Below are 18,965 nucleotides of genomic sequence, written 5' to 3'. Positions count from 1 at the left end.
GGAAAAGAAGAAACGGGTATAATATCTTTACAGACAAATTTTGCTCTTTTACGCATATTTAAATATGTTAGGAGGTAGGGGCAATGATTCGCGAGCGGCGCAGCAAAGAAAAACTGCAAACCTATTACCATAAATTTGTTAGACAAGGAGAACTAGACCCTAACGTCCACCCCTGGGTGGCCGAGTCGTGGCAGCGCAGTCGGGCGGCGGGGGTGCCTACTGACCGCATGCCGCCGCTCAAAAAACTGGACAAGCAGGAACTAGCCAGGCGGCGGGAGCGGCACCGCGTGGCTATCGCGTATTTGGACGGCCTCTTCCGGGAAATCCGGGAGCATTTTAATGTCTACAACCTGAGCTTGCTACTCTTGGATCAGGAATGCTACGCCCTAAAAAGTTACGCCCTGCCCTTCTTCCAAATGACGCCGGGCGAACTGGAGGGGGCGCGGCTGACCGAGGCGGACATCGGGACATCAAGCATCAGTATCGCTTACCGGCATCAAACGCCCTTTCTCTTATTTGGACCGGAGATGTGGATTGCCGAGTGTCAGACCGGTGACGCTTGCTCGGCACCGGTCATGCCGGAGGGCGAGCTCGAATATGTTCTTACGCTTGTTTCGGTGCAGCAAGAGGAGATCCCCTACGGGGCGGTAATGTCTTTGCTGCTGACTATGAAATACGCCATGGAAAATTACCTGCGGCTGGAGCGGCGCCTGGCCGTCAAACGGACCATCTTGGATGCGGTGCCGCTGGCCGTATACCATATCCTGCCTGGCGGCGAAGTGGCTTACACCAACCGCCTGGGCCAAAGCCGCCTGTCGGTAATAACGCCACAGGGGCAGACCGGCGAGCCACCTAACTTAAGCGATGTGGTCCTCAACTACCGCCACACGCCGCTCTACAAGGGCTTTCTCGGTATCCCGTCCTATAACAAGGAAGTCACCTGGATCACGCCGCAAAAGACTTACGAGGATATCACGACCGTGGTGCCGCTCGAGCGTGATGGCCAGGTAGTCAGTGTGGTCGCCGTGTCCATGCCGATCGAGGATTTGCGCACCATGGTGGCCCATGCGGCCGGGTATACGGCCCGCTACAGCTTGGCGAGCATTGTCGGCGAGGCGCCGGCGGTCGTCTCCCTTAAAGAAAAGGCCACCCGGGTGGCCCGCGGCCATGGCCACGTCTTGTTGCAGGGCGAACCCGGCACCGGCAAGCAGCGGCTGGCCCATGGCATTCACCAGGCCAGCCCCCGTGCGGGCGGACCACTTATTGCCGTGCGGTGCGGCGATATGCCGCCAGATCTATTGGAGGTCGAATTGTTTGGGGCCAGGGCAGGTAACGATGAGAGCCGGCCGGGCAAACTGGAACTCGCCAATGGCGGTACCCTTTTTCTCGACGAGGTGGAGAAGCTGCCGACCCACTTGCAGGCGCGGCTGGCACAGGCGCTCACTGCCGGTCAGGCGGCCCGGGTTGGCGAGGACGTGTTGCGCTCGTTTGACGTGCGGGTTATCGCGGCCTGCGACAGCGATCTCAAGCGGCTGACGGAAAAAGGCGTTTTTTTGACCCAGCTGCATGAGCTGCTGGCGAAAACGGTGCTGCGTATTCCGCCGCTTAGGGCCCGCATCGGGGACATCCCGCTGCTGGCTGCCCATATTATCGATGAATTGGCCCAGCAGCATAATTTGCCGACCAAACAAATTTCGGCAGAAGCGGCCGAGCTTCTCATGTCGTATGACTGGCCGGGCAATATCAAGCAGCTTCAGGGCGTGGTGGAGCATGCCTTCTTCCATACGGCCGGCGAAATAATAACCCCCGGCGATATCGTTCTGCCGGGGGAAACGGGGCCCAGTAAGGCCTGGAAAGAAGACCGCGAGGTGTTTATCGAGGCGTGGAAGGCCGCCGGCGGCAATATAAGCCGTCTTGCCAACATGCTGGATGTCAGCCGGGTGACGTTGTATCGCTATTTGAAAAAATACGGCCTGGAACGATAGTGACGCCTTCCCGGCGCTCAGGGGGCCGGCAGCGGGGCAAAAGGAGTGTGAAAGTGCTACCCTGACCGGGCGTGCTCTCGACCTGGATGTCGCCGCCATGTTCGTGCATGATCTGCTGACAGATGGCTAGGCCCAGCCCGGTGCCGGTTTCCTTGGTGGTGAAAAAGGGAGTAAAGATTTGGTCCATAACCTCCTTGGTCATGCCGCAGCCGGTGTCGGCGAGCACGATCTTTACCGTAGCGGTGTCGGCAGCAACCGAAAGGGTGAGAACGCCACCCGGCCCCATGGCCTGGAACGCGTTGCGGCAGATGTTAATCAGTACTTCTTTCAGCTTATCGATGTGGCCCTGGACCCATAACTCTTCTGGCGGCAGTTCGGGGCGGAGCGTTATGCCGGAGAGGATCGCTTCGCCATACATAAAGGCGATAACGTCATGCACGATTTTTACGATGTTGAGGAGGGACAGCTGACGGGTAGTGGGGCGGGCCAGGGAGAGGATATCGGTCAGGATATTGTTGATATGATCGATTTCCTGCATGATCAGGCGGCAGTAATCGGCAGTAGTCGCATCGTTGCGTCGGAGCGCCCGGGTCTGGATAAGCTGGGTAAACCCGCGAATGGATGTGAGAGGGTTGCGGATCTCGTGGGCTGTGCCGGCGGCAAGCTGACCCAGGGCGGCCAGCGTCTCTAAGTGGTGCATCCGGTGCCGTACTTCGCGGATGGGCGTGATATCCAAGGCGACACTGATCGCACCGGCAATGGTTCCCGCCTTATCGTAGAGCGGGGATGTGCTGACCATAAGGCGGCTGCGCCGGCCGTTGTGGGGAAAGCTGATTTCCTCGTCCACTAAGCGCCGGTTATCCTTGATGGCCTGCACCAAAAAGGACGGGTATTCAGGCATAGTATCGGCAAACACTTCCCGTACATCCCGGCCAAGAAAGTTTTCCCGCGGGTGATCGGCGAGCTCTTCCGCGGCCCGGTTGAAGATGGTGATGCGAAGCCGGTTGTCAACAGCCAGGACGCACGCAGGGATCGCGTCATACAAGGCGGCGGGGATGTTCAGCGGGTCTGTCGGCTGAACAAAGGGCGGGGGGTTGGTGAGGAGATTTAAGCAAAACGCTAATAAGTCCGAAGCTAATGGGCGCACGAAACCACCTGCCAACTATCAAATTGATTAACATATTTATTATTTTATTCAACAATAGTGTAAATCCTCTTTTTTGTCAAAAAAGGACATGACCCGCGCTGTTTAGCGCGCCGGCTGTCGACGACTAAAGAAATGCGAGGGGGATTTTGCGATGAGGTTGCGGAAAAAGCCCTGGATTAGTCAAGCACTTACCGAATATACTGATATCGTCTACCGCCCTCCCCTGCCTGACTTGCGCGGGCGCTGGCGGGAGGTTTTCGGCCGCGCGGCCCCGCTCCATGTGGAGCTGGGTACCGGCAAGGGGCGCTTTATTGCCGGAATGGCCGAACGGGAGCCGGCCATCAATTTTGTGGGCGTGGAAGCTCAGCAGGATGTTGTGTACTATGCCGTCAAGAAAGTGCGGGAGCGGCAGCTAGGCAACGTTCGGCTGGTCGTATATGATATCAACAACTTGCTGGAACTGTTTGCTCCCGGCGAAATTGACCGTCTGTACATCAATTTTTGCGATCCCTGGCCCAAAAAGCGGCATGCCAAGCGGCGGCTCACCCATATGAATTTCCTGGAAAAGTACCGGGTGGTGCTGGCGCCCGGCGGCCAGCTCTTCTTCAAAACCGATAACGAGAAACTGTTTGAGTTTTCCCTTAACCAGTTTGGCGCCCTGGGGCTGAAAATGGGAAATATTACCTTTGATCTGCACAATAGCGGCTATGAAGGCAATATTATGACCGAGTATGAGGAAAAATTCAGTTCCCAGGGGATGCGCATCTACCGCTGCGAGGTAACTTTTTAACTGCATCCTACCCTCGAAATTGGAAAGCGGAAAGTGGTGGAATACGCCAATTTATTGGCATGAATATCTCTTATGGTAATTTAACAGTTCTTCCCGGCGTGGCATAGAATGTAGTGTGAAAAGCAAAAGCAAGCGAGGTGTTACTATGTCACGCCCCCCTGTTGCCACCGGTGCGCCAGGGCTGCTGCCCAATGCGGAGGAACTGTGCTTCTGGCTAGGTCTCTTGCAGGAGCACGCCCTGTTTATTAAGCTGGGTTTGCCCTGCGACAAAACCGACCTTATTCGCGAAGCGGACTACTTTTATGACGAACTCGGGAAACTCAAGGCCCGTGTTGGTAAGGTCGGCGATAAGAAATTTGCCGCGCTGCTCGACGACGCGGCTTACCTTATTGCCCAGTTTCACCACTACAAACACCACCTTGTCCACCTGGCGGTATCCTGCCGGATAGTACCTAATTTGCCGCCACTTATGCTTGAACATATGGCCCGCGAGGCCGAATATGTCCTGCGGCTGCTCGCGAAAATGAAAGACGGCAAGCCTGCGCTCGAACAAATGGCCAAGACGCGGGAAATGCTGCTGTGGATCCGCATCATGGCCGACCACACTTACTTTATCCGGGGGCGGCTTGACCCGTCGGAGCGAATCATGATGGGGACAGTGGAAGAGTTTTCCCAAGAATTTGACGAGCTCTATCTCCAGGCCCGCGATTTTGCCGGCCTGTACCACCACCATCATCACCATCACCATGCCCATGGCAATAAAGGTGCGCATGCTTATCGCCATGATCACGGCATCATGCCTGCTTACGGGCGCTTTATCAAGGATGTGCGCGCCGCCACGGTGCGGCTAAGGGATTTCAAGAAGGCGGTCCACCGCCTGATCGAGGAGTGCAAGCTGGTAAGCATTATTCCCGCATTGCTGGCTGACCATGTCCGCCGGGAAGCCGACCATTTCCTCATGATTTTGGCTATGATGGATAAAGGCATGATGGAAAAAGGCGGGATGGAATGTCCGCCTGATGAGGAAGAAGCGGTTTTTTGCCAGGAAGACGGCATGACCGGGGAGGACAGCTTTGGACCTTCTGCGGCGGAGTACGACGAGAAGATGCTGTGCGACATGTGGGACGAGGAAGAAGAAATGGTGGCGGAAGACGAAGAGGAATGTTTCGAAGAAGAAATGCCGCCGGCCAAACCGCCCAAGTTTGCCTTGCCGTCCCAGAAATTCATGGAAATGGCGCCGCCGCGGGAAGAGCCGAAGCCTAAGCCTGAGCCAGAGTTTGCGCCTGAGCCTGAATCCGAGCCGCCCACGCAGGTTAAATCGGCGAAATACAAATGGAATAACTGGCCGCGGCCGCTCGGTAAAGTTAAGGAATAGATCAGTAGGAAGCCCCTTCCCGGACCGGAAAGGGGCTTTATCAAGGTTATAGGGGGGACAAGACCTGATGCTCAAGAGTTTTAGTTTTGCCGTTTTGGCGCTGTTTTGCTGGGGAATGGCTCCGTTATTTGGCAAGCTGGGCCTTGGCGGCCTGGAGCCGCTCACGGCGCTTACCATCCGCAGCGCCGTGGTAACAGGCCTGCTGGCTTTAGCCGTGACTGCCGGGGGCAAGTGGTCGGCCGTTCTGGCTGCCGCTCCCCGGGATGTATTGTTCGTGGCGCTCGAAGGAGTATGCGCCGCCCTTTTGGGACAGCTGGCCTATTACTACGCCCTCAAATACGGCGAGGTCGGCCGGGTTTCGCCGGTTGTTTCCGCCTTCCCGCTGGTGGCGCTCATCTTGGCGGCGGTGTTTTTCGGCGAAAAGATTACCGCCGGCAAAGCGGCGGGAGCGGTGCTAATTGTGGCCGGCATCATTCTGCTCCGCTACTAGCACCGCCAATGATCGCGAGGTAAGGGGCCAGCCGGCCGTTAGCGGCAAGCGGGCAAGCGGCGCCCTGCGCAAGATCGATGAGGTACAGGCTGCCGGCGGTGCTGACGGCGGCAGCATAGCGGCCGCCTGGCAGCAGGCAGAGCGATGACAGCGGCTGGCCAATGGCGATTGTCTGCATAACGGTTAGCCGGCTTAGGTCAAAGATGAAAAGAACCCCAGTTTCTTCACCGGCCACATACGCCCTGTCACCGGTAGGCGACAGGGCGGCGGCGCCTGGCCACATTGGCCCGGGCGGCAGCCAGGCCAGGAGCGGCGCTGCATAGGTGGTGCCGTCGCGGTAGAGCGCCAGTCCTTTTCGACCGTCGGCGCCGGTAAACGGCGCCAGTGTTGTTCCACTTTGCCGGCAGAGGGCGGTGGGGACGCCGGGCAGCAGGCGGTCATAAAGGAGGTTGCCGTAATGGTCAAAACAGGCCAGGATGCCGCCGGCTTCACTTTCCCAAACGGTATAAAGGCCGGTGCGGTCAACCGCCAGGCCCGCGCAGCAAGCGGCAATACCCGGCTGACCGCAACAGCGGACAGTTAAATCCTGGATGTCCAAGCGGTAGAGCGCGCCTGACGGCGCAATCATCGTCGCCACAGGGGCGCCGGGAATTGGTGCGAAAAAGGCGGGGTGCGGGATTTCAACCGGCAGGCGGTAAACGGACAGCGAACGCAGGTTCAAGACAAAGAGGGCGCCGACGCCGCCGCTGGCAGCCATAGCCGCAAAAGCCCTGCGGCCGTCTTCTGCCACTGCAATGGCCGTGGGCGTAAAACCGTCCGGGTAAGCCATTTCGGCTGCTATGGCGCCGGACGGACCATGCACGATGAGGAGGGCCCGTTTCTCGGTATCGGCCGCCAGCAGGCGGAAGGACGGAATATCCATACCATCACCTTCATGCGCAAATAATCAGTATATAATATTAAAAGCTGGGACGTTTGGTCAGTGGGCGGCCATGGATATTTCTGGTATAATAGGGATTGACGAAAGAGTGGAGGTTGTCCATGCGGAAAATTGCGCTGCCCTGGTCAGGCCCGGTGGAAGCGATAGTGTACATCGCCCTAGCCCTTGGCCTTATTGGCACGATTAATATTTTCAGCGCCAGTTTTGTTAAAGCGGCGCAACAGTTAAACGATCCTTACTTTTTTTTGAAAAAGCATCTTCAGGCGGCTGCTGTTGGGGTGGTAGCCTGTGCGGTCCTCGCCAGGGCCGACTACCGGCGGCTACGGCCTTTTACGCCGCTGGTTGCTTTGGGCGTTATCGTTCTGCTTTTCGCCGTGCTGCAGACAGGCCTGGCGGCTAACGGCGCGAAACGGTGGTTAAAAATTGGCATCATTTTTCAGCCCTCTGAGTTTGCCAAACTGGCAGCGCTGCTTGTAACTGCCGCCTTTTTAGGCCCACTTATTGACCGCCGTCGGCCAGTGACTATTTTCTCCTGGCCAGCCGTGCTGACTGCGGTGATGGGCGCCTTGGTTTTTAAACAGCCGGACATGGGGACGGCGGTCGTCATCGTTGCCCTGTCGCTGCTGCTGTATGGTATCGCCGGACTGCCGAAACATGAATTTATTCTGCTGGGCGCTGCGGCAATCGGCGGCGCCGTGGCTGCCGCCGTTGCCGCCCCCTACCGGGCGCAACGCATTGCCGCTTGGTTTGATCCCTGGGCACACCAGCAGGATGCCGGCTATCAAATCGTCCAGTCCCTTCTGGCGATTGGTTCCGGCGGCCTGACCGGCGTAGGGCTAGGCATGGGGGCGAGCAAGTTTTACTATCTGCCGGAGGCCCATACCGACTTTGCCTTCGCCATTCTCTGCCAGGAACTTGGCTTTGTGGCGGCGGCCGTAGTTCTACTGCTGTTTATCCTCTTTGCCTTGTATGGCATGCAGATTGCCTTGCGGGCGCCTGACGGTTATGGCATGCTCTTGGCCGCGGGCGCGACGGCGCTTATTGTTTGCCAGGCCGTCGGCAATATTGCGATGGTTAGCGGCGTGTTGCCGGTTACAGGTGTTCCGCTTCCTTTTATCAGTTATGGCGGCACGGCTCTGATGGTAAATTTGGCGGCCATCGGCCTACTCATTAGTGTCGGCCGGCGGGCGGCGTCGTCCAAGGGGATGGCTGAGCCTAAGCCGGAGCCAAAGCGCTTGCGCGTTACCAGGCCCCATGTTTAAAATCCCTCTATCCAGGTAATACTCCTACTGCGAGTAACGGGTAGGGGGCTTTTTTATGCTGTGGCTTATCCGGGCAGGCGCGTATGCTTTGAGCGGCCTGGCCGTATGGCAGTTTATCCAAAGCGGCATGAGCCCGGCGGACATTTTGCCGGTTCACCGGCAGCTGGCGCTAGATCCTGCCCACGGCATGATCTTCGGTGTTTGCGCCGGGTTTAGCAAGTTTACGGGCGTGGACGTGACGCTCATCCGGCTGGTTTGGGCACTTGCCGGGCTCTACCGGGGGATTGGCCTAGGGCTTTATCTTCTTGCCTTCATTATTATGCCGATGCCCTCGCCGTAACTTAAGCGGGGCTAACCGGTCTGTTTGGCCGGTTGGCCCCGCTTTTTTTCGTTGGTAGTGTCACTATGTCGCCACTCGCCATAAGATATATTAGGTAATTTAGAGAGGAGGTTATCTTGTGGCCAAAGATAAGAAACCCCGTTGGGTTGAGGGTGGTGAAGGTACCGGCGAATTGCCGGGCCGCAAAAAGTATAAAAAAACCTATATGTATATGCCCAAAATGGAGGAAGAAATGCCGGAAGAGGCGATGGAAATGTGCGAAATGGACGGAATGCACGCCATGCACCCCATGCATCACATGCACCCAATGCATCACATGCATCACATGTCGATGGGTATGATGCTGGCCCATGCTTATGTCCCCTGGCAGTGCTATGAAAAAGCGTTCAGCCCCAAAGAAGCGCTTATGAAAGGGACGCTGTTCCCGCAGCTGTGGGGCGTATACCCGATTCCTGAGTAGTGGAGGTGCAAAACTGTGGATTGTGAAAAACAATTGGCAATACTCAAAAAGGTGCAGGAAATGCAGTTTGTAGCCGTTGAGCTCGGCTTGTATCTTGACACCCATCCCTGCGATGAGGAAGCCGTTTATGATTACAACTGTGCTGTCGACCTGCTGAAGAAATACATGAAGGAATATGAAGAACAATACGGGCCGCTGACGCCGATGGCGAAGTCCAAAGTGCCCTGGCAGTGGGCTGAAGGGCCTTGGCCCTGGGAACTTTAATCTTGCGCGGAAGGAATGGTGAATATGTGGATATACGAAAAGAAACTGGAACATCCCGTTAGGGTGTGCCGCCCGGACGTCAAGTTCGCCAAAATGGTCATAGCCCAGTACGGCGGTCCTGACGGCGAGCTGTCGGCGTCGCTAAGATACCTCAATCAGCGCTACAGCATGCCCACCAGCCAGGCGAAAGCCTTATTGACAGATATCGGCACAGAAGAACTGGCCCATATGGAAATGATCGCCGCCCTGGTCTATAAACTGACCGACGGCGCTTCGCCTGAAGAATTCAAGGAGGCCGGCTGGGAAGGGCAATGGGTGCAGCATGACCACGCCCTCTTCTGGACGGACGTCAATGGCGTACCTTGGACGGCGAAGTATATCGCCGCTCTCGGCGACCCGATAACCGACCTGGTGGAAGACATGGCCGCCGAGCAAAAGGCCCGTACCACCTATGAGCATTTAATCGCCGCTACCGATGACGAGCTGGCCAAAGATACCTTGCGGTTTTTATGGGAGCGCGAGGTCGTCCACTTCCAGCGGTTTGGCGAAATGCTCAATACCGTGCAGGAGTGGATGGCTAAGAGTAAACACGTCTGGATGGGGCATGAGTTTAAGAAGGAAGAATAATGCTGAAGATAAAGCCCCCGGCCTGAATGGCCGGGGGCTTTGCATATGCGAACGTTACGGATTGACTTTTTCCCGGAAGGTTTGTTTGCCGTCTTTCATTTCGATGATGACCGCGCTCTTTACGGCGTCATGGGTGGCATTGAGGGTAATGTTGCCCGATACGGCCGGGAAGTCCTTGGTTTTGGCCAGTTCGTCCTTAATCTTTACCGGGTCGGTGCTGCCGGCCCGTTCGATGGCCTTGATGACCATCATGGTAGCGTCATAGGATAAGGCGGCAAAGGCGTCAGGAACTTGCCCGTATTCTTTTTTGTAATTTTCAACAAAGGTTTTGACCGCCGGGCTGGTATCGTCCGGCGAATAGTGGTTGCTGAAGAAGGTGTTGTTCAGCGCCGCAGCACCGGCTATTTCCGGCAGTTTAGCCGAGTCCCAGCCGTCGCCGCCCAAAATTGGTACGTTGATGCCCAGTTCACGGGCCTGCTTGATGATCATACCGACTTCCTGATAATACCCGGGAACAAAGATCACATCCGGGTTTTTCGCTTTTATTTTGGTCAGTGTAGCTTTGAAGTCGGTGTCTTTTTGCAGATAAGCCTCTTCGGCGACAATAGTGCCGCCGTTTTTAATAAACGTTTCCTTGAAGTACTGGCCGAGGCCTTTGGCGTAGTCGCTGGAGTTATCGATGTACAAGGCAGCGGTTTTGGCTTTAAGGGACTTGGTGGCAAAGTTAGCCATTACTGCTCCTTGGAAGGGGTCGATAAACGCGGCGCGGAACAAGAATTCCCGCACTTTGCCGGTCGCTGGGTCAACGGTGACCTTGGGGTTGGAGGCGGTCGGGCTGATCGCTAGCACTTTGTTGTCCTGGTTGACCTGGGCAGCGGCGATTACGCTGGAAGAAGCGATTGGTGCCAGCACGGCCACGACTTTGTCCTGGGTGACCAGTTTTTGCATGGCGTTGGCAGCTTCAGCGGCTTCGCTCTTGTTGTCGGCGACAATTAACGTGAGCTGCTTGCCGAGGACACCCCCCTTGGCGTTGACTTCTTTGATGGCTAATTTGGCGCCGTTGGCGGCCGACTGCCCGAAAGTGGCGTTGGAGCCGGTCATCTCAAAGTTGGCGCCAAGTTTGATAACGTTGGCCGTCTGCTGGGAACTGCCGCACCCGGCGGCAACCAGTGCTAGTGATAGGAGAAAAACCAAGAGAATAGACCAGTGGCGCTTGGACATAGGGAAGCCCTCCTTTGTCTTTGCATCGCGTACATCCGAGAATGTTCATCCGGGATGAACGCGTGTTTGTTGGATACGTATCAATTATATTCATCTTTGGTAAAGCCTGTCAATATTGGTCATAATAAGAATTTTCAAATCGGCGCAAGTATGTTTTGGGTTTGCTCTTTTCGGGCGAGCTGTTTTGGGAGGCAAGGAGGGGATATTTTTGCGAGGCAGAAGGCAGGGCCCAGGCGATGCAGTTTATCAAAGCTGACCAGCACGATATTTACATTATTTACCATATAATGTATAATATTACCAAAAATAGTGCGCAGGGGGTATGTTTATGGTTAAGAAAATAATGGTGCTGGTATTGGTATTGCTGCTGCTTATGGCCAGCGCGGCAATGGCGGCGGGCAAGGAGGGGATTTATAAAACCGTTGATGACATGCGCCAGCAATTAATCCAAATTAACGACTATATTCATGACAATCCCGAGCTTGGCAACCAGGAGTTTAAAGCCGTGGAAATATTGACTCGCACGCTGGAAGATAACGGGTTTAAGGTAGAAAAAGGCGTTGCCGGTCTTAAGACGGCGTTTGTGGCTACTTATATCAATAAGGGCGGCGGACCGGCGATCGGCTTTTTGGCTGAGTATGACGCTTTGGAAAAACTAGGTCATGGCTGCGGGCATAATATTATTGGCACGGCGGCCGTCGGCGCAGGTATCGCTTTGGCCAAAAATCTCGGCGATATCCCTGCGACCATAATCGTATACGGCACGCCGGCGGAAGAAACCACCAGCGGCAAATTGCCTATGGTAGCTGCGGGCCTGTTTGACAAACTTGATGTAGCCTTAATGACCCATCCGGGTGACCGTACTACGGTTGGCGCCAAATCCTTGGCCCTCAATCTTGTGGACTTTATCTTCGAAGGCAAGGCTTCTCATGCCGCGGCGGCACCGGAAAAGGGGATCAGCGCTCTTGACGGGGTAATGATGCTGTTTAACGGTATTGAGTACTTGCGGGAGCATGTTCGACCCGATGTTCGCATTCACGGCATCGTGACCGATGGCGGGGCGGCGGCGAATATTGTGCCGGAGCGGGCGGCAGCCCGGTTTTACATCCGCGGCGCTGACCGAGATTATCTAAATACGGTCGTGGAGCGGGTATACAATGTAGCGCGCGGCGCGGCTCTGGCTACTGGCACCAAAGTTAATATCAAAGAAATCAAAGCCTATGACAACAAGCTGCTTGTCGATAGCCTTAACCAGCTATTGCTTGAAAATGCCAAAGAGGCAGGCGCTACCCAAATTCTGCCGCCACCGGAAAGTACGGGTTCTACCGATTTTGGTTCGGTCAGCTACCGTGTTCCTGCCGCTGAACTGGGGATAGCTTTCGTTCCGGTAGGCACGCCGGGGCATTCGCAGGCGTATGTGCAGGCAGGAACCAGTCCGTCCGGGCATGAAGCGGTCATCGTTGCGGCGAAGGCGTTAGCCGGTGCAGGATATGATCTCATTGTTAATCCCGACCTGCTTAAGCAGGTTAAAGACGAATTCCAGGCGATAAAGTCAGGAAAAGCAGCTAAATAGGGATAAGTCTACCCAAGGCAGAGGAGCGCTTTGATAGAAGTGCTCCTCACTTGTATGCGCTAAACGGGTTGGCGTTGCGCCGGGATTATAATGAACTACGGGAGGGAGCAAAAGTGAACCGGGAAACGGCTTTAATAAATGTTATCAAACAAGTATATTCTTTGCTCGGGCCGGCAACACCCGAAAAAGTTGCGTCGGAATTATCATTAATAAGGTTAGAACAAGCTTTAGCGGTGCTGCGCGATGTTGCCGCAAAATATGATATCGACCTGCCAGGCAGAAGCGAGGCTGAGGTGACTAACGCCATAGCAGTGGCTAAGAAGGACGCGCGGCGCATCATCATTAAGCAGGGCGACATTACCGAAGAAACGACAGACGCGATCGTTAATCCTGCCAACAGCCGCTTGGTCCACGGTGGCGGCGCCGCCCGCGCAATAGCGGTGAAAGGCGGCGAGGAAATAGTAAGACAAAGCAACGAAATTATCCGCAAAATCGGCCATCTGCCGACCACTAAAGCGGTGATTACAGGGGCCGGCAAGTTGCCATGCAAGTTTGTCATCCATGTCGTTGGCCCGCAAATGGGGGAAGGTGATGAAGACAGCAAGCTTAAGCGGGCTGTTTGGAATGTTTTGACGTTAGCGGAAAACTATAATCTGCAAACGATCGCGATGCCTGCAATAAGTTCCGGCATTTTTGGTTTCCCCAAGCCGCGCTGCGCCGAGGTGCTGCTGAGTACGGCCGCCCGCTTCCTTGACAGTTGCGCGGTTTCACTGCAGCAGATTGTGATGTGCAACCATGATGAAGAAACGTACCGGATATTTCTGCACACGGCGGAAAGGTTGAAGGTGTTGGAGGCGAGTGAAGGTTAATTGCGTTTTACCACGTTGGCCGGCAATCTCACGCTTACCGGTTTGATCGCCAACTTGATCGTGGCCGAGATTGCCAAACGGGACAATCTAAATATTGGCTTTCGTTTGCGTAAAAACTGACTTGTGTGCTGGCAGGATAGAGGAGGTTTAAGCCGGCTGTGAAAAATTTGTTTGGCAGGCAGGACTTGGTACGGCAGCGTTATTGAAATATAACGGTAAAAAAAAAGGAGGACCGGTGGCGGGCCTCCTTTTTTAGGCTTACATCCCGGCGGCTTTGGCGAGTTCTACCGCTTGCTGCGGCAGAAATACTTTGCCGGTCTTGGGAGCAAGTACGACGATGCCGTTAAGTTGGTACACTTTGCCGTTTATTTTGATGAGGTTCTTGCTAAGGGGAAGCTCGGCTTTTACTGCGCCCTTTGTGACAACCAGCACGGGATTGTTGGCGTCGCTTTTGTCGAGGAAGGTCTTAGCGCCGATGGCGGTAAAGGCTTTTTCCGCGTCGACAAAGAGTTTGGCGTCGACGTCAGCGAGGTTAAAGCCCAGAGCATTGGCGCAGATATTGGCAATATCGGTATTTTCGATCATAGCCAGCGGTTTGTTCAGGCCATAGTAGTAGAAGAAGAGGTCTTCACCCGTGTGGCCGTTAGTCGTCCAGCCAATTATCGAGCGTTTGGAAATAATGGGGCCAATCACATAGTTGAGCTGGCCTTTTTTGGCTTTTTGGATGGCGGCTACTTCCTCGGCCGTCAAGTCGGTTACGCCATAGTAATCGGCGACGATGGAACGGATTTTTTCTTCGGATGTGTCAGCGCCGAGCATTGCTTCAAGGCCTTCGCCAGTGAGCTTAGCGCCTTTGAGGGGATCGACCAGGGCGCTCAAAGGTAGTTTGGAATAAGTCTTATCGGTAGACTTATTGCCCAGCGACATGCCGCCATTGCCGTGGTCGGCAAAGGCTAAAACGATGGTATTGCCATCTTTTTTGGCGAAGTCGAGGGCGACTTTCACCGCTTCGTCAAACGCTAAGAGATCGGAGATTACGCCGATAGGGTCGTTGGCATGGGACGCCCAGTCAACTTTTGAGCCTTCGACGAAGAGGAAGAAGCCTTTTTTGTTCTGCGACAGCAGTTCAATGGCTTTTTGGGTCATTTCTGCCAAAGAGGGCTCGTTTGGGCGGAGGACTTTGCGGTCAAAGTCATAGGCCATATCGTCTGCGGCGAACATGCCCCATACTTTGCCGGATGTTACTTTCAGCAGCTCGTCGCGCGTTTCAACCAGCTGGTAGTTGCGCTGTTTGAGGACTTCCATGAGGTTTTCACCGTCGTCGCGAGTGCCGCCTTGTTCTTTGGGCAGGAGGTATTTCATCCCGCCGCCGAGGACGACGTCGATGTTGAGGTAGACTTGCTGCTCGCCAATTTCGTTGTAGTTGTTGCGGTCGGGCCAGTGCGATGAGTAGCCGGCTGGGCTGGCGTGCTGGATGTTGGAGGTGGCTACGAGGCCAGTCGATTTGCCCATGAGTTTGGCGCCTTCCAGTACGGTGGCGACCGGTTTGGCATACAGGTCAGCCGCCGGTTTGGCAACGCCAGGCATGGTCACGTTGCCGGGCAGGACGCCGATAAATTTGTCGCTAGTCTTGTGACCGGTAGCGAAAGCCGTAGCCGCTGGCGCCGAGTCGGTGATAAGCGATTCGGCGGCCCAGGTGCGCACGCCGCTGACGTACATTTCGTCAAGCGCCAGAGGAGCGCCTTTGTACCAGCGGGCAAGGGTGGTGTGGGCGGCGCCGGTGCCGTCAGCCATGAGTACGATGACGTTTTTCGCCTTGGCGGCGGCAGAGGCCGGCTGGCCAGGTGATAGCCCGATCACTAGGCAGAGCACTAACGCCCAAATAACAGACCGAGATTTTGCGAAATACTTTGCCATCTCAAATCGCCTCCTGCAATAAGTTTGTGACGAAGTGCGATTTTATTGTAGCATTAGGCTATTGCAGGGATGTTAAGCAAAAGTAAATCGCATGTTAAAAATTGGGTATTTAACACAAAGTATCAGCAAGTATTTTAGTTATAGATGGCCAAGCCGCATAGGGCTAAAGATGGCGAATAACTTTCCCGCTGCGAGATTGCTAAACGGCCTGAAACCTTACAAAGAGGTGCTTTCAGGTTGGGCTTGTTTTTAATGATTTGCTCCAGGTCTGTACCAGGGCCTTAATATTTATATATCTAGGCGTTAAACTTTGAACCGTTCGACTTGCTCGTCCAGCCGTTTGGCCACCTCGAGCACCTGCTGAGCGCCGGCGGCAATCTCCTGGGTCGAAGCAGTAAGCTCTTCGGCCGATGCGGCAATCTCTTCGGAAGCGGCCGAGGTCTCTTCTGATACGGCGCTAACGCTTTGGACGCGGTCCAATACCGCGTCTTTAGCTTTGACCGTTTTGTCCATTTCCTGGTAGGCGGCGGCAATCATGGGGGCAATTGCTGCAACCGAAGCTAAGATGTCGTCGAACGACCGCACAGTATTTTTGACATTTTCAATTTGGTTGGTCACTTGGTCCTGGGTTACCTTGGCCGTTGCCACCACCTCGCCAGTTTCGGCGCCGATGGTGTCCAGCAATTGTTTGATTTGGTCGGCTGAAGCGCGCGACTGTTCGGCGAGTTTGCGCACTTCCTCGGCCACCACGGCAAAGCCGCGGCCGGCTTCGCCCGCCCGCGCCGCTTCAATGGCGGCATTGAGGGCCAAAAGGTTGGTCTGGTCGGCGATGCCGGTAATTACGCCCATAATTTCCCCAATCTGGCCGACTGATTTGTCCAGGCTAGCAAGTTTCTCCGCAACCAGCTGGAAAGCCTGTTTGACATTGTCGATAGATGCGGTGAGCAGATCCAGTTCCTGTTTGCCTTTACCGGCCAGGGCGGATGTTTCCTCGCTGTTGGCTTTTACTCTGCCCAGTTCGGTATAAACTTTTTCCAGTTGTGAGGTAATATCGCCAATAAGGGCGATGATGTCCTGCAGGCTGGAGGCCTGGTCGGACGCGCCGCTGGCCACTTCCTGAATGGCGCGGGCGACTTCGCTTGAGGATGACGCTACTTCCTGGGAGGCGGCGCTCAGGCTTTCCGAACTTGTCGACAGCGTCTTAGCGTCGCTACGGATGCCGCCAATGAGGGGGCGCAGGTCACGCTGCAACTTGTCAAGCGCCCTGGTTAATTGGCCGATCTCGTCGGTGCGGCGGATGAATTTGTCAGACACCACCTGGGTGAAGTCGCCGTCGGCGATTGTACCGAGGTGGTTGACGGCCAGCTTTATCGGAATGGCAATGCTTCGGGCGATGAAGACCGTCAGGGCCAGAGCGATGACGAGTACCAGCGCGGAAACTACCAGCAGCGCCCGGTTTAAACCGGCTGCCTTATCCAGCACTTCATCGACCGGGGCGTTAATGGCGACTGACCAGCCGGTGCTCTTGACCGGGGCAAAGGCAACATATTTCTTTTCTCCCTGATAAGTGTAGACGCCTAAGCCTTCCTCGCCATTGGCCATCCGGGAGATGATAGTTGCCAGCTCGGCCAGCTCAGGATTTTTCTTGGCCTCTTCGATGAAATTTACCTGTTTAAGCACAAGTTCTTGGTCTTTATGGCCAATCATCTTACCTGTGCTATCGACCGCGAAGGCATAGCCGGTCTGCGCGTAGGAAAGGCTGCCTATTTCCTTGGCAAAGCGGGCGCTGTCGATGATGCCGAACACCACGCCGGTTATCTCGCCGGTAGCATAATGGCGGACCGGGGCGGCTACGGCAAACATGACCGAGTTATCGACTTTGCTGACCAACGTGCTGGATATGTATGTTTTGCCAGTCAGCGCCTCTTTAAAGTAGTCGCGGTCGCCAAGGTCGGCGGTTCTGCCGTCAGGATAGAAAGCTTTGCCGGACTTGTCGATCAGACCCATCCGTTTGAAGCCTAGTTTTTCGGCCTGCTGCAGTTCCGCGGCCAAAACGGCGAGTTTTTCTTGTAAAGTAGTTTCGCGGCCGCCGGCCTGGCCGCGTACAACATCACGGGCCGCCACGTTTTCTACTATGTACTTGAGAGTAGCAATGTGATTGTCCTGCATTGCCGTATATTGCTTGACCACTTTTAGCATGCCTTCTTCGGCTTCGGCTTTTATCGCCTCGTCGGCGCGATTGGTGCTGACCAGCCAGAGGGCCACACACCCTGCCAGCACGACCAGCCCGAAAAATACGGTCATCCTTGTTAGCAGGCTTTGTATGTTTATTCGCAGGTATTTCATAAACATCTCCTTCCCCTTTTTTGCGCTCAGTTTATACTGGCAGCATACAGGCTTTCTCAGTCGGGACATGACTAGCTGCTGTTCAGCAATTTGTCCTGCCTACTGCCAGTTTCTCCAGCTCTTGAACCATGTCTGTCAGTTCCTTCAATAGCTCGTCCAGTTCTTCACTGGTAAGGATGGATACTCCCTGGGCTTCTTCCAGAGAAACCAACTTATCCAATTGTTTCATTTTATTTTCACTATGCCTCATCATGTGTCCTCCGATTTCACTATATTTTTTTCTTAACTGTTTTACCAAAGACTTAAGGAATTATTTTTATTTTCGTCCTTCATCCAAAGCAGGATTCAAAAAAGCTTGACCACTTCGGGTCGAACTGCGTACCGGCATTTCTTTATGCGGCTTCTCTGCTCAAGGCGGTATACGTGGTTGTTAGTCGTAGCATCGAAAGAAGCGGAATTTATTGATCTATTTAGCCTGTTGAATGTTTAATTTTTCAACTACTAAATCTTCTTTAAAAGGCTTGACGATAAAATCACTCGCTCCTGCTTTAATAGCTTCTATCACCATAGCTTGTTGTCCCATGGCAGAACACATAATGATTTTGGCCTGGGGATCCAGTTTTTTGATTTCTTTTACGGCAGTTATTCCATCCATTTCAGGCATAGTAATATCCATTGTTACTAGATCTGGCTTTAGTTCTGTATATTTAATAACGGCTTCCTTGCCATTTTCGGCCTCGCCTGCTACTTCAAAGCCATTATTTGTCAAAATGTTTTTTAAAACCATTCGCATGAATGCTGCGTCATCAACGATTAGAACTTTTGCACCCATATAGATAGCAAAACCTCCTGGTGTTTAATCAAATCAGCCGAAAAGCTCAATCGCTAAGCGATATGTCTAAGGTTATTTCTTCATTATTTACGGATTTCAAATCTAAGGACACTAGCGGAGAATACTTGGTGCCTAATTTTATGTTTTCGCCTTCGACAAGGACGGGAGGTGTAATGTCGATTTTTTTCCCTTTTTCGGCAAAAGCGGTGCAAATATTTCCCATAATGACATTGCCAATTTCGCCGATAGCGCTTTTGCATAATTCGTCTATTTCTTCAAAAACAAAACCGCCTGCCATTGACGATGCCAGTTTTTTAGCCGTTCCAGCTTCAAAAGAAATAAATACGTTGCCGCTTAAATCGCCATTGACACCAACGACAACCGTCAGTGGTTTTGTTGTAATAGGCGTATGTTTTAAACTTTTTTGGGCCAAAACAAAATCTTTTCCCATCCATTGTTTTATAACGTTTATGGTAGAGGTCAGAATAACATTCAAATACTCAGCTTTCATCTTTTCACCACAGCTC

The 18,965-nt window shown here is 54.1% G+C and carries 19 protein-coding genes; 11 read left to right on the top strand and 8 right to left on the bottom strand.

The annotated features are described in order from the left end of the window. Positions 1-83 precede the first annotated feature (83 nt). Positions 84-1,985 (top strand): sigma-54-dependent Fis family transcriptional regulator, encoded by a 1,902-nt coding sequence (locus tag TCARDRAFT_RS01950; RefSeq protein WP_007288326.1) that lies wholly within the window; start codon positions 84-86, stop codon positions 1,983-1,985. Here the strand turns inward: TCARDRAFT_RS01950 and TCARDRAFT_RS01945 are convergent. Then, positions 1,933-3,132: a two-component system sensor histidine kinase NtrB gene (locus TCARDRAFT_RS01945; protein ID WP_007288327.1), complete on the bottom strand. Its 1,200-nt coding sequence runs from the start codon at positions 3,130-3,132 to the stop codon at positions 1,933-1,935. The genes TCARDRAFT_RS01950 and TCARDRAFT_RS01945 overlap by 53 nt on opposite strands. Positions 3,133-3,283: 151 nt before the next feature. Here TCARDRAFT_RS01945 and trmB point away from each other — a divergent pair, with 151 nt between their 5' ends. The 3 genes from trmB to TCARDRAFT_RS01930 all read left to right on the top strand — a co-directional run bounded on the left by trmB (position 3,284) and on the right by TCARDRAFT_RS01930 (position 5,787). After that, positions 3,284-3,922, top strand: a complete 639-nt coding sequence (gene trmB / locus TCARDRAFT_RS01940; protein ID WP_007288325.1) for a tRNA (guanosine(46)-N7)-methyltransferase TrmB — start codon at positions 3,284-3,286, stop codon at positions 3,920-3,922. A 145-nt stretch (positions 3,923-4,067) separates the two neighbouring features. Beyond that, positions 4,068-5,297: a DUF2935 domain-containing protein gene (locus TCARDRAFT_RS01935; protein ID WP_007288324.1), complete on the top strand. Its 1,230-nt coding sequence runs from the start codon at positions 4,068-4,070 to the stop codon at positions 5,295-5,297. A gap of 67 nt (positions 5,298-5,364) precedes the next feature. After that, on the top strand, positions 5,365-5,787 hold the full coding sequence (locus TCARDRAFT_RS01930) for an EamA family transporter (RefSeq protein WP_007288322.1): 423 nt from the start codon (positions 5,365-5,367) through the stop codon (positions 5,785-5,787). On the opposite strand, the gene TCARDRAFT_RS01925 is transcribed toward TCARDRAFT_RS01930, so the two are convergent. Further along, positions 5,768-6,709 (bottom strand): hypothetical protein, encoded by a 942-nt coding sequence (locus TCARDRAFT_RS01925; RefSeq protein WP_007288323.1) that lies wholly within the window; start codon positions 6,707-6,709, stop codon positions 5,768-5,770. The two genes, TCARDRAFT_RS01930 and TCARDRAFT_RS01925, sit on opposite strands and share 20 nt — an antisense overlap. A 119-nt stretch (positions 6,710-6,828) precedes the next feature. On the opposite strand from TCARDRAFT_RS01925, the gene TCARDRAFT_RS01920 reads away from it, so the two are divergent. The 5 genes from TCARDRAFT_RS01920 (at position 6,829) to TCARDRAFT_RS01900 (ending at position 9,680) form a co-directional block, all read left to right on the top strand. After that, positions 6,829-7,989, top strand: a complete 1,161-nt coding sequence (locus TCARDRAFT_RS01920) for an FtsW/RodA/SpoVE family cell cycle protein (RefSeq protein ID WP_007288321.1) — start codon at positions 6,829-6,831, stop codon at positions 7,987-7,989. A 55-nt stretch (positions 7,990-8,044) separates the two neighbouring features. Further along, the gene (locus TCARDRAFT_RS01915) at positions 8,045-8,329 is read left to right on the top strand and encodes a PspC domain-containing protein (protein ID WP_007288320.1); all 285 of its coding nucleotides are present in this window, start codon (positions 8,045-8,047) and stop codon (positions 8,327-8,329) included. A gap of 118 nt (positions 8,330-8,447) precedes the next feature. Beyond that, entirely contained in the window at positions 8,448-8,789 is a 342-nt protein-coding gene (locus TCARDRAFT_RS01910) for a spore coat associated protein CotJA (RefSeq protein WP_007288319.1), read from the top strand. Positions 8,790-8,804: 15 nt separating this feature from the next. Then, complete coding sequence (locus TCARDRAFT_RS01905) at positions 8,805-9,053, top strand: spore coat protein CotJB (RefSeq protein ID WP_007288318.1); 249 nt, start codon at positions 8,805-8,807, stop codon at positions 9,051-9,053. Positions 9,054-9,077: 24 nt separating this feature from the next. Next, entirely contained in the window at positions 9,078-9,680 is a 603-nt protein-coding gene (locus TCARDRAFT_RS01900; RefSeq protein WP_007288317.1) for a manganese catalase family protein, read from the top strand. 54 nt (positions 9,681-9,734) lie between these two features. Here the strand turns inward: TCARDRAFT_RS01900 and TCARDRAFT_RS01895 are convergent, their stop codons facing one another. Further along, entirely contained in the window at positions 9,735-10,901 is a 1,167-nt protein-coding gene (locus TCARDRAFT_RS01895) for an ABC transporter substrate-binding protein (protein WP_007288316.1), read from the bottom strand. A gap of 328 nt (positions 10,902-11,229) precedes the next feature. Between TCARDRAFT_RS01895 and TCARDRAFT_RS01890 the strand changes: the two genes are divergently transcribed. Together TCARDRAFT_RS01890 and TCARDRAFT_RS01885 are read left to right on the top strand one after the other, a co-directional pair. Continuing rightward, the gene (locus TCARDRAFT_RS01890; RefSeq protein ID WP_007288315.1) at positions 11,230-12,474 is read left to right on the top strand and encodes a M20 family metallopeptidase; all 1,245 of its coding nucleotides are present in this window, start codon (positions 11,230-11,232) and stop codon (positions 12,472-12,474) included. A 113-nt stretch (positions 12,475-12,587) separates the two neighbouring features. Next, positions 12,588-13,343 (top strand): macro domain-containing protein, encoded by a 756-nt coding sequence (locus tag TCARDRAFT_RS01885; RefSeq protein WP_232199068.1) that lies wholly within the window; start codon positions 12,588-12,590, stop codon positions 13,341-13,343. A 258-nt stretch (positions 13,344-13,601) separates the two neighbouring features. Here TCARDRAFT_RS01885 and TCARDRAFT_RS01880 read toward each other — a convergent pair whose 3' ends face one another. The 5 genes from TCARDRAFT_RS01880 to TCARDRAFT_RS01865 form a co-directional block, all read right to left on the bottom strand. Further along, positions 13,602-15,260 carry an alkaline phosphatase gene (locus TCARDRAFT_RS01880; protein ID WP_007288313.1) on the bottom strand — a complete coding sequence of 553 codons (1,659 nt, stop codon included), beginning with the start codon at positions 15,258-15,260 and terminating at the stop codon, positions 13,602-13,604. A gap of 303 nt (positions 15,261-15,563) precedes the next feature. Continuing rightward, positions 15,564-17,606 carry a methyl-accepting chemotaxis protein gene (locus TCARDRAFT_RS01875; protein ID WP_007288312.1) on the bottom strand — a complete coding sequence of 681 codons (2,043 nt, stop codon included), beginning with the start codon at positions 17,604-17,606 and terminating at the stop codon, positions 15,564-15,566. An 82-nt stretch (positions 17,607-17,688) separates the two neighbouring features. Further along, positions 17,689-17,859: a hypothetical protein gene (locus TCARDRAFT_RS15415; RefSeq protein ID WP_007288311.1), complete on the bottom strand. Its 171-nt coding sequence runs from the start codon at positions 17,857-17,859 to the stop codon at positions 17,689-17,691. A gap of 213 nt (positions 17,860-18,072) precedes the next feature. Next, the gene (locus TCARDRAFT_RS01870) at positions 18,073-18,438 is read right to left on the bottom strand and encodes a response regulator (RefSeq protein ID WP_007288310.1); all 366 of its coding nucleotides are present in this window, start codon (positions 18,436-18,438) and stop codon (positions 18,073-18,075) included. Between the two features lie 46 nt (positions 18,439-18,484). After that, positions 18,485-18,949 carry a chemotaxis protein CheX gene (locus TCARDRAFT_RS01865; RefSeq protein WP_007288309.1) on the bottom strand — a complete coding sequence of 155 codons (465 nt, stop codon included), beginning with the start codon at positions 18,947-18,949 and terminating at the stop codon, positions 18,485-18,487. Between the last annotated feature and the right edge of the window lie 16 nt (positions 18,950-18,965).

Origin of the sequence: Thermosinus carboxydivorans Nor1, from assembly GCF_000169155.1 — a bacterium.
GTDB lineage: Bacteria > Bacillota > Negativicutes > Sporomusales > Thermosinaceae > Thermosinus > Thermosinus carboxydivorans.
This window is presented reverse-complemented; position numbering and strand designations above follow the sequence as displayed.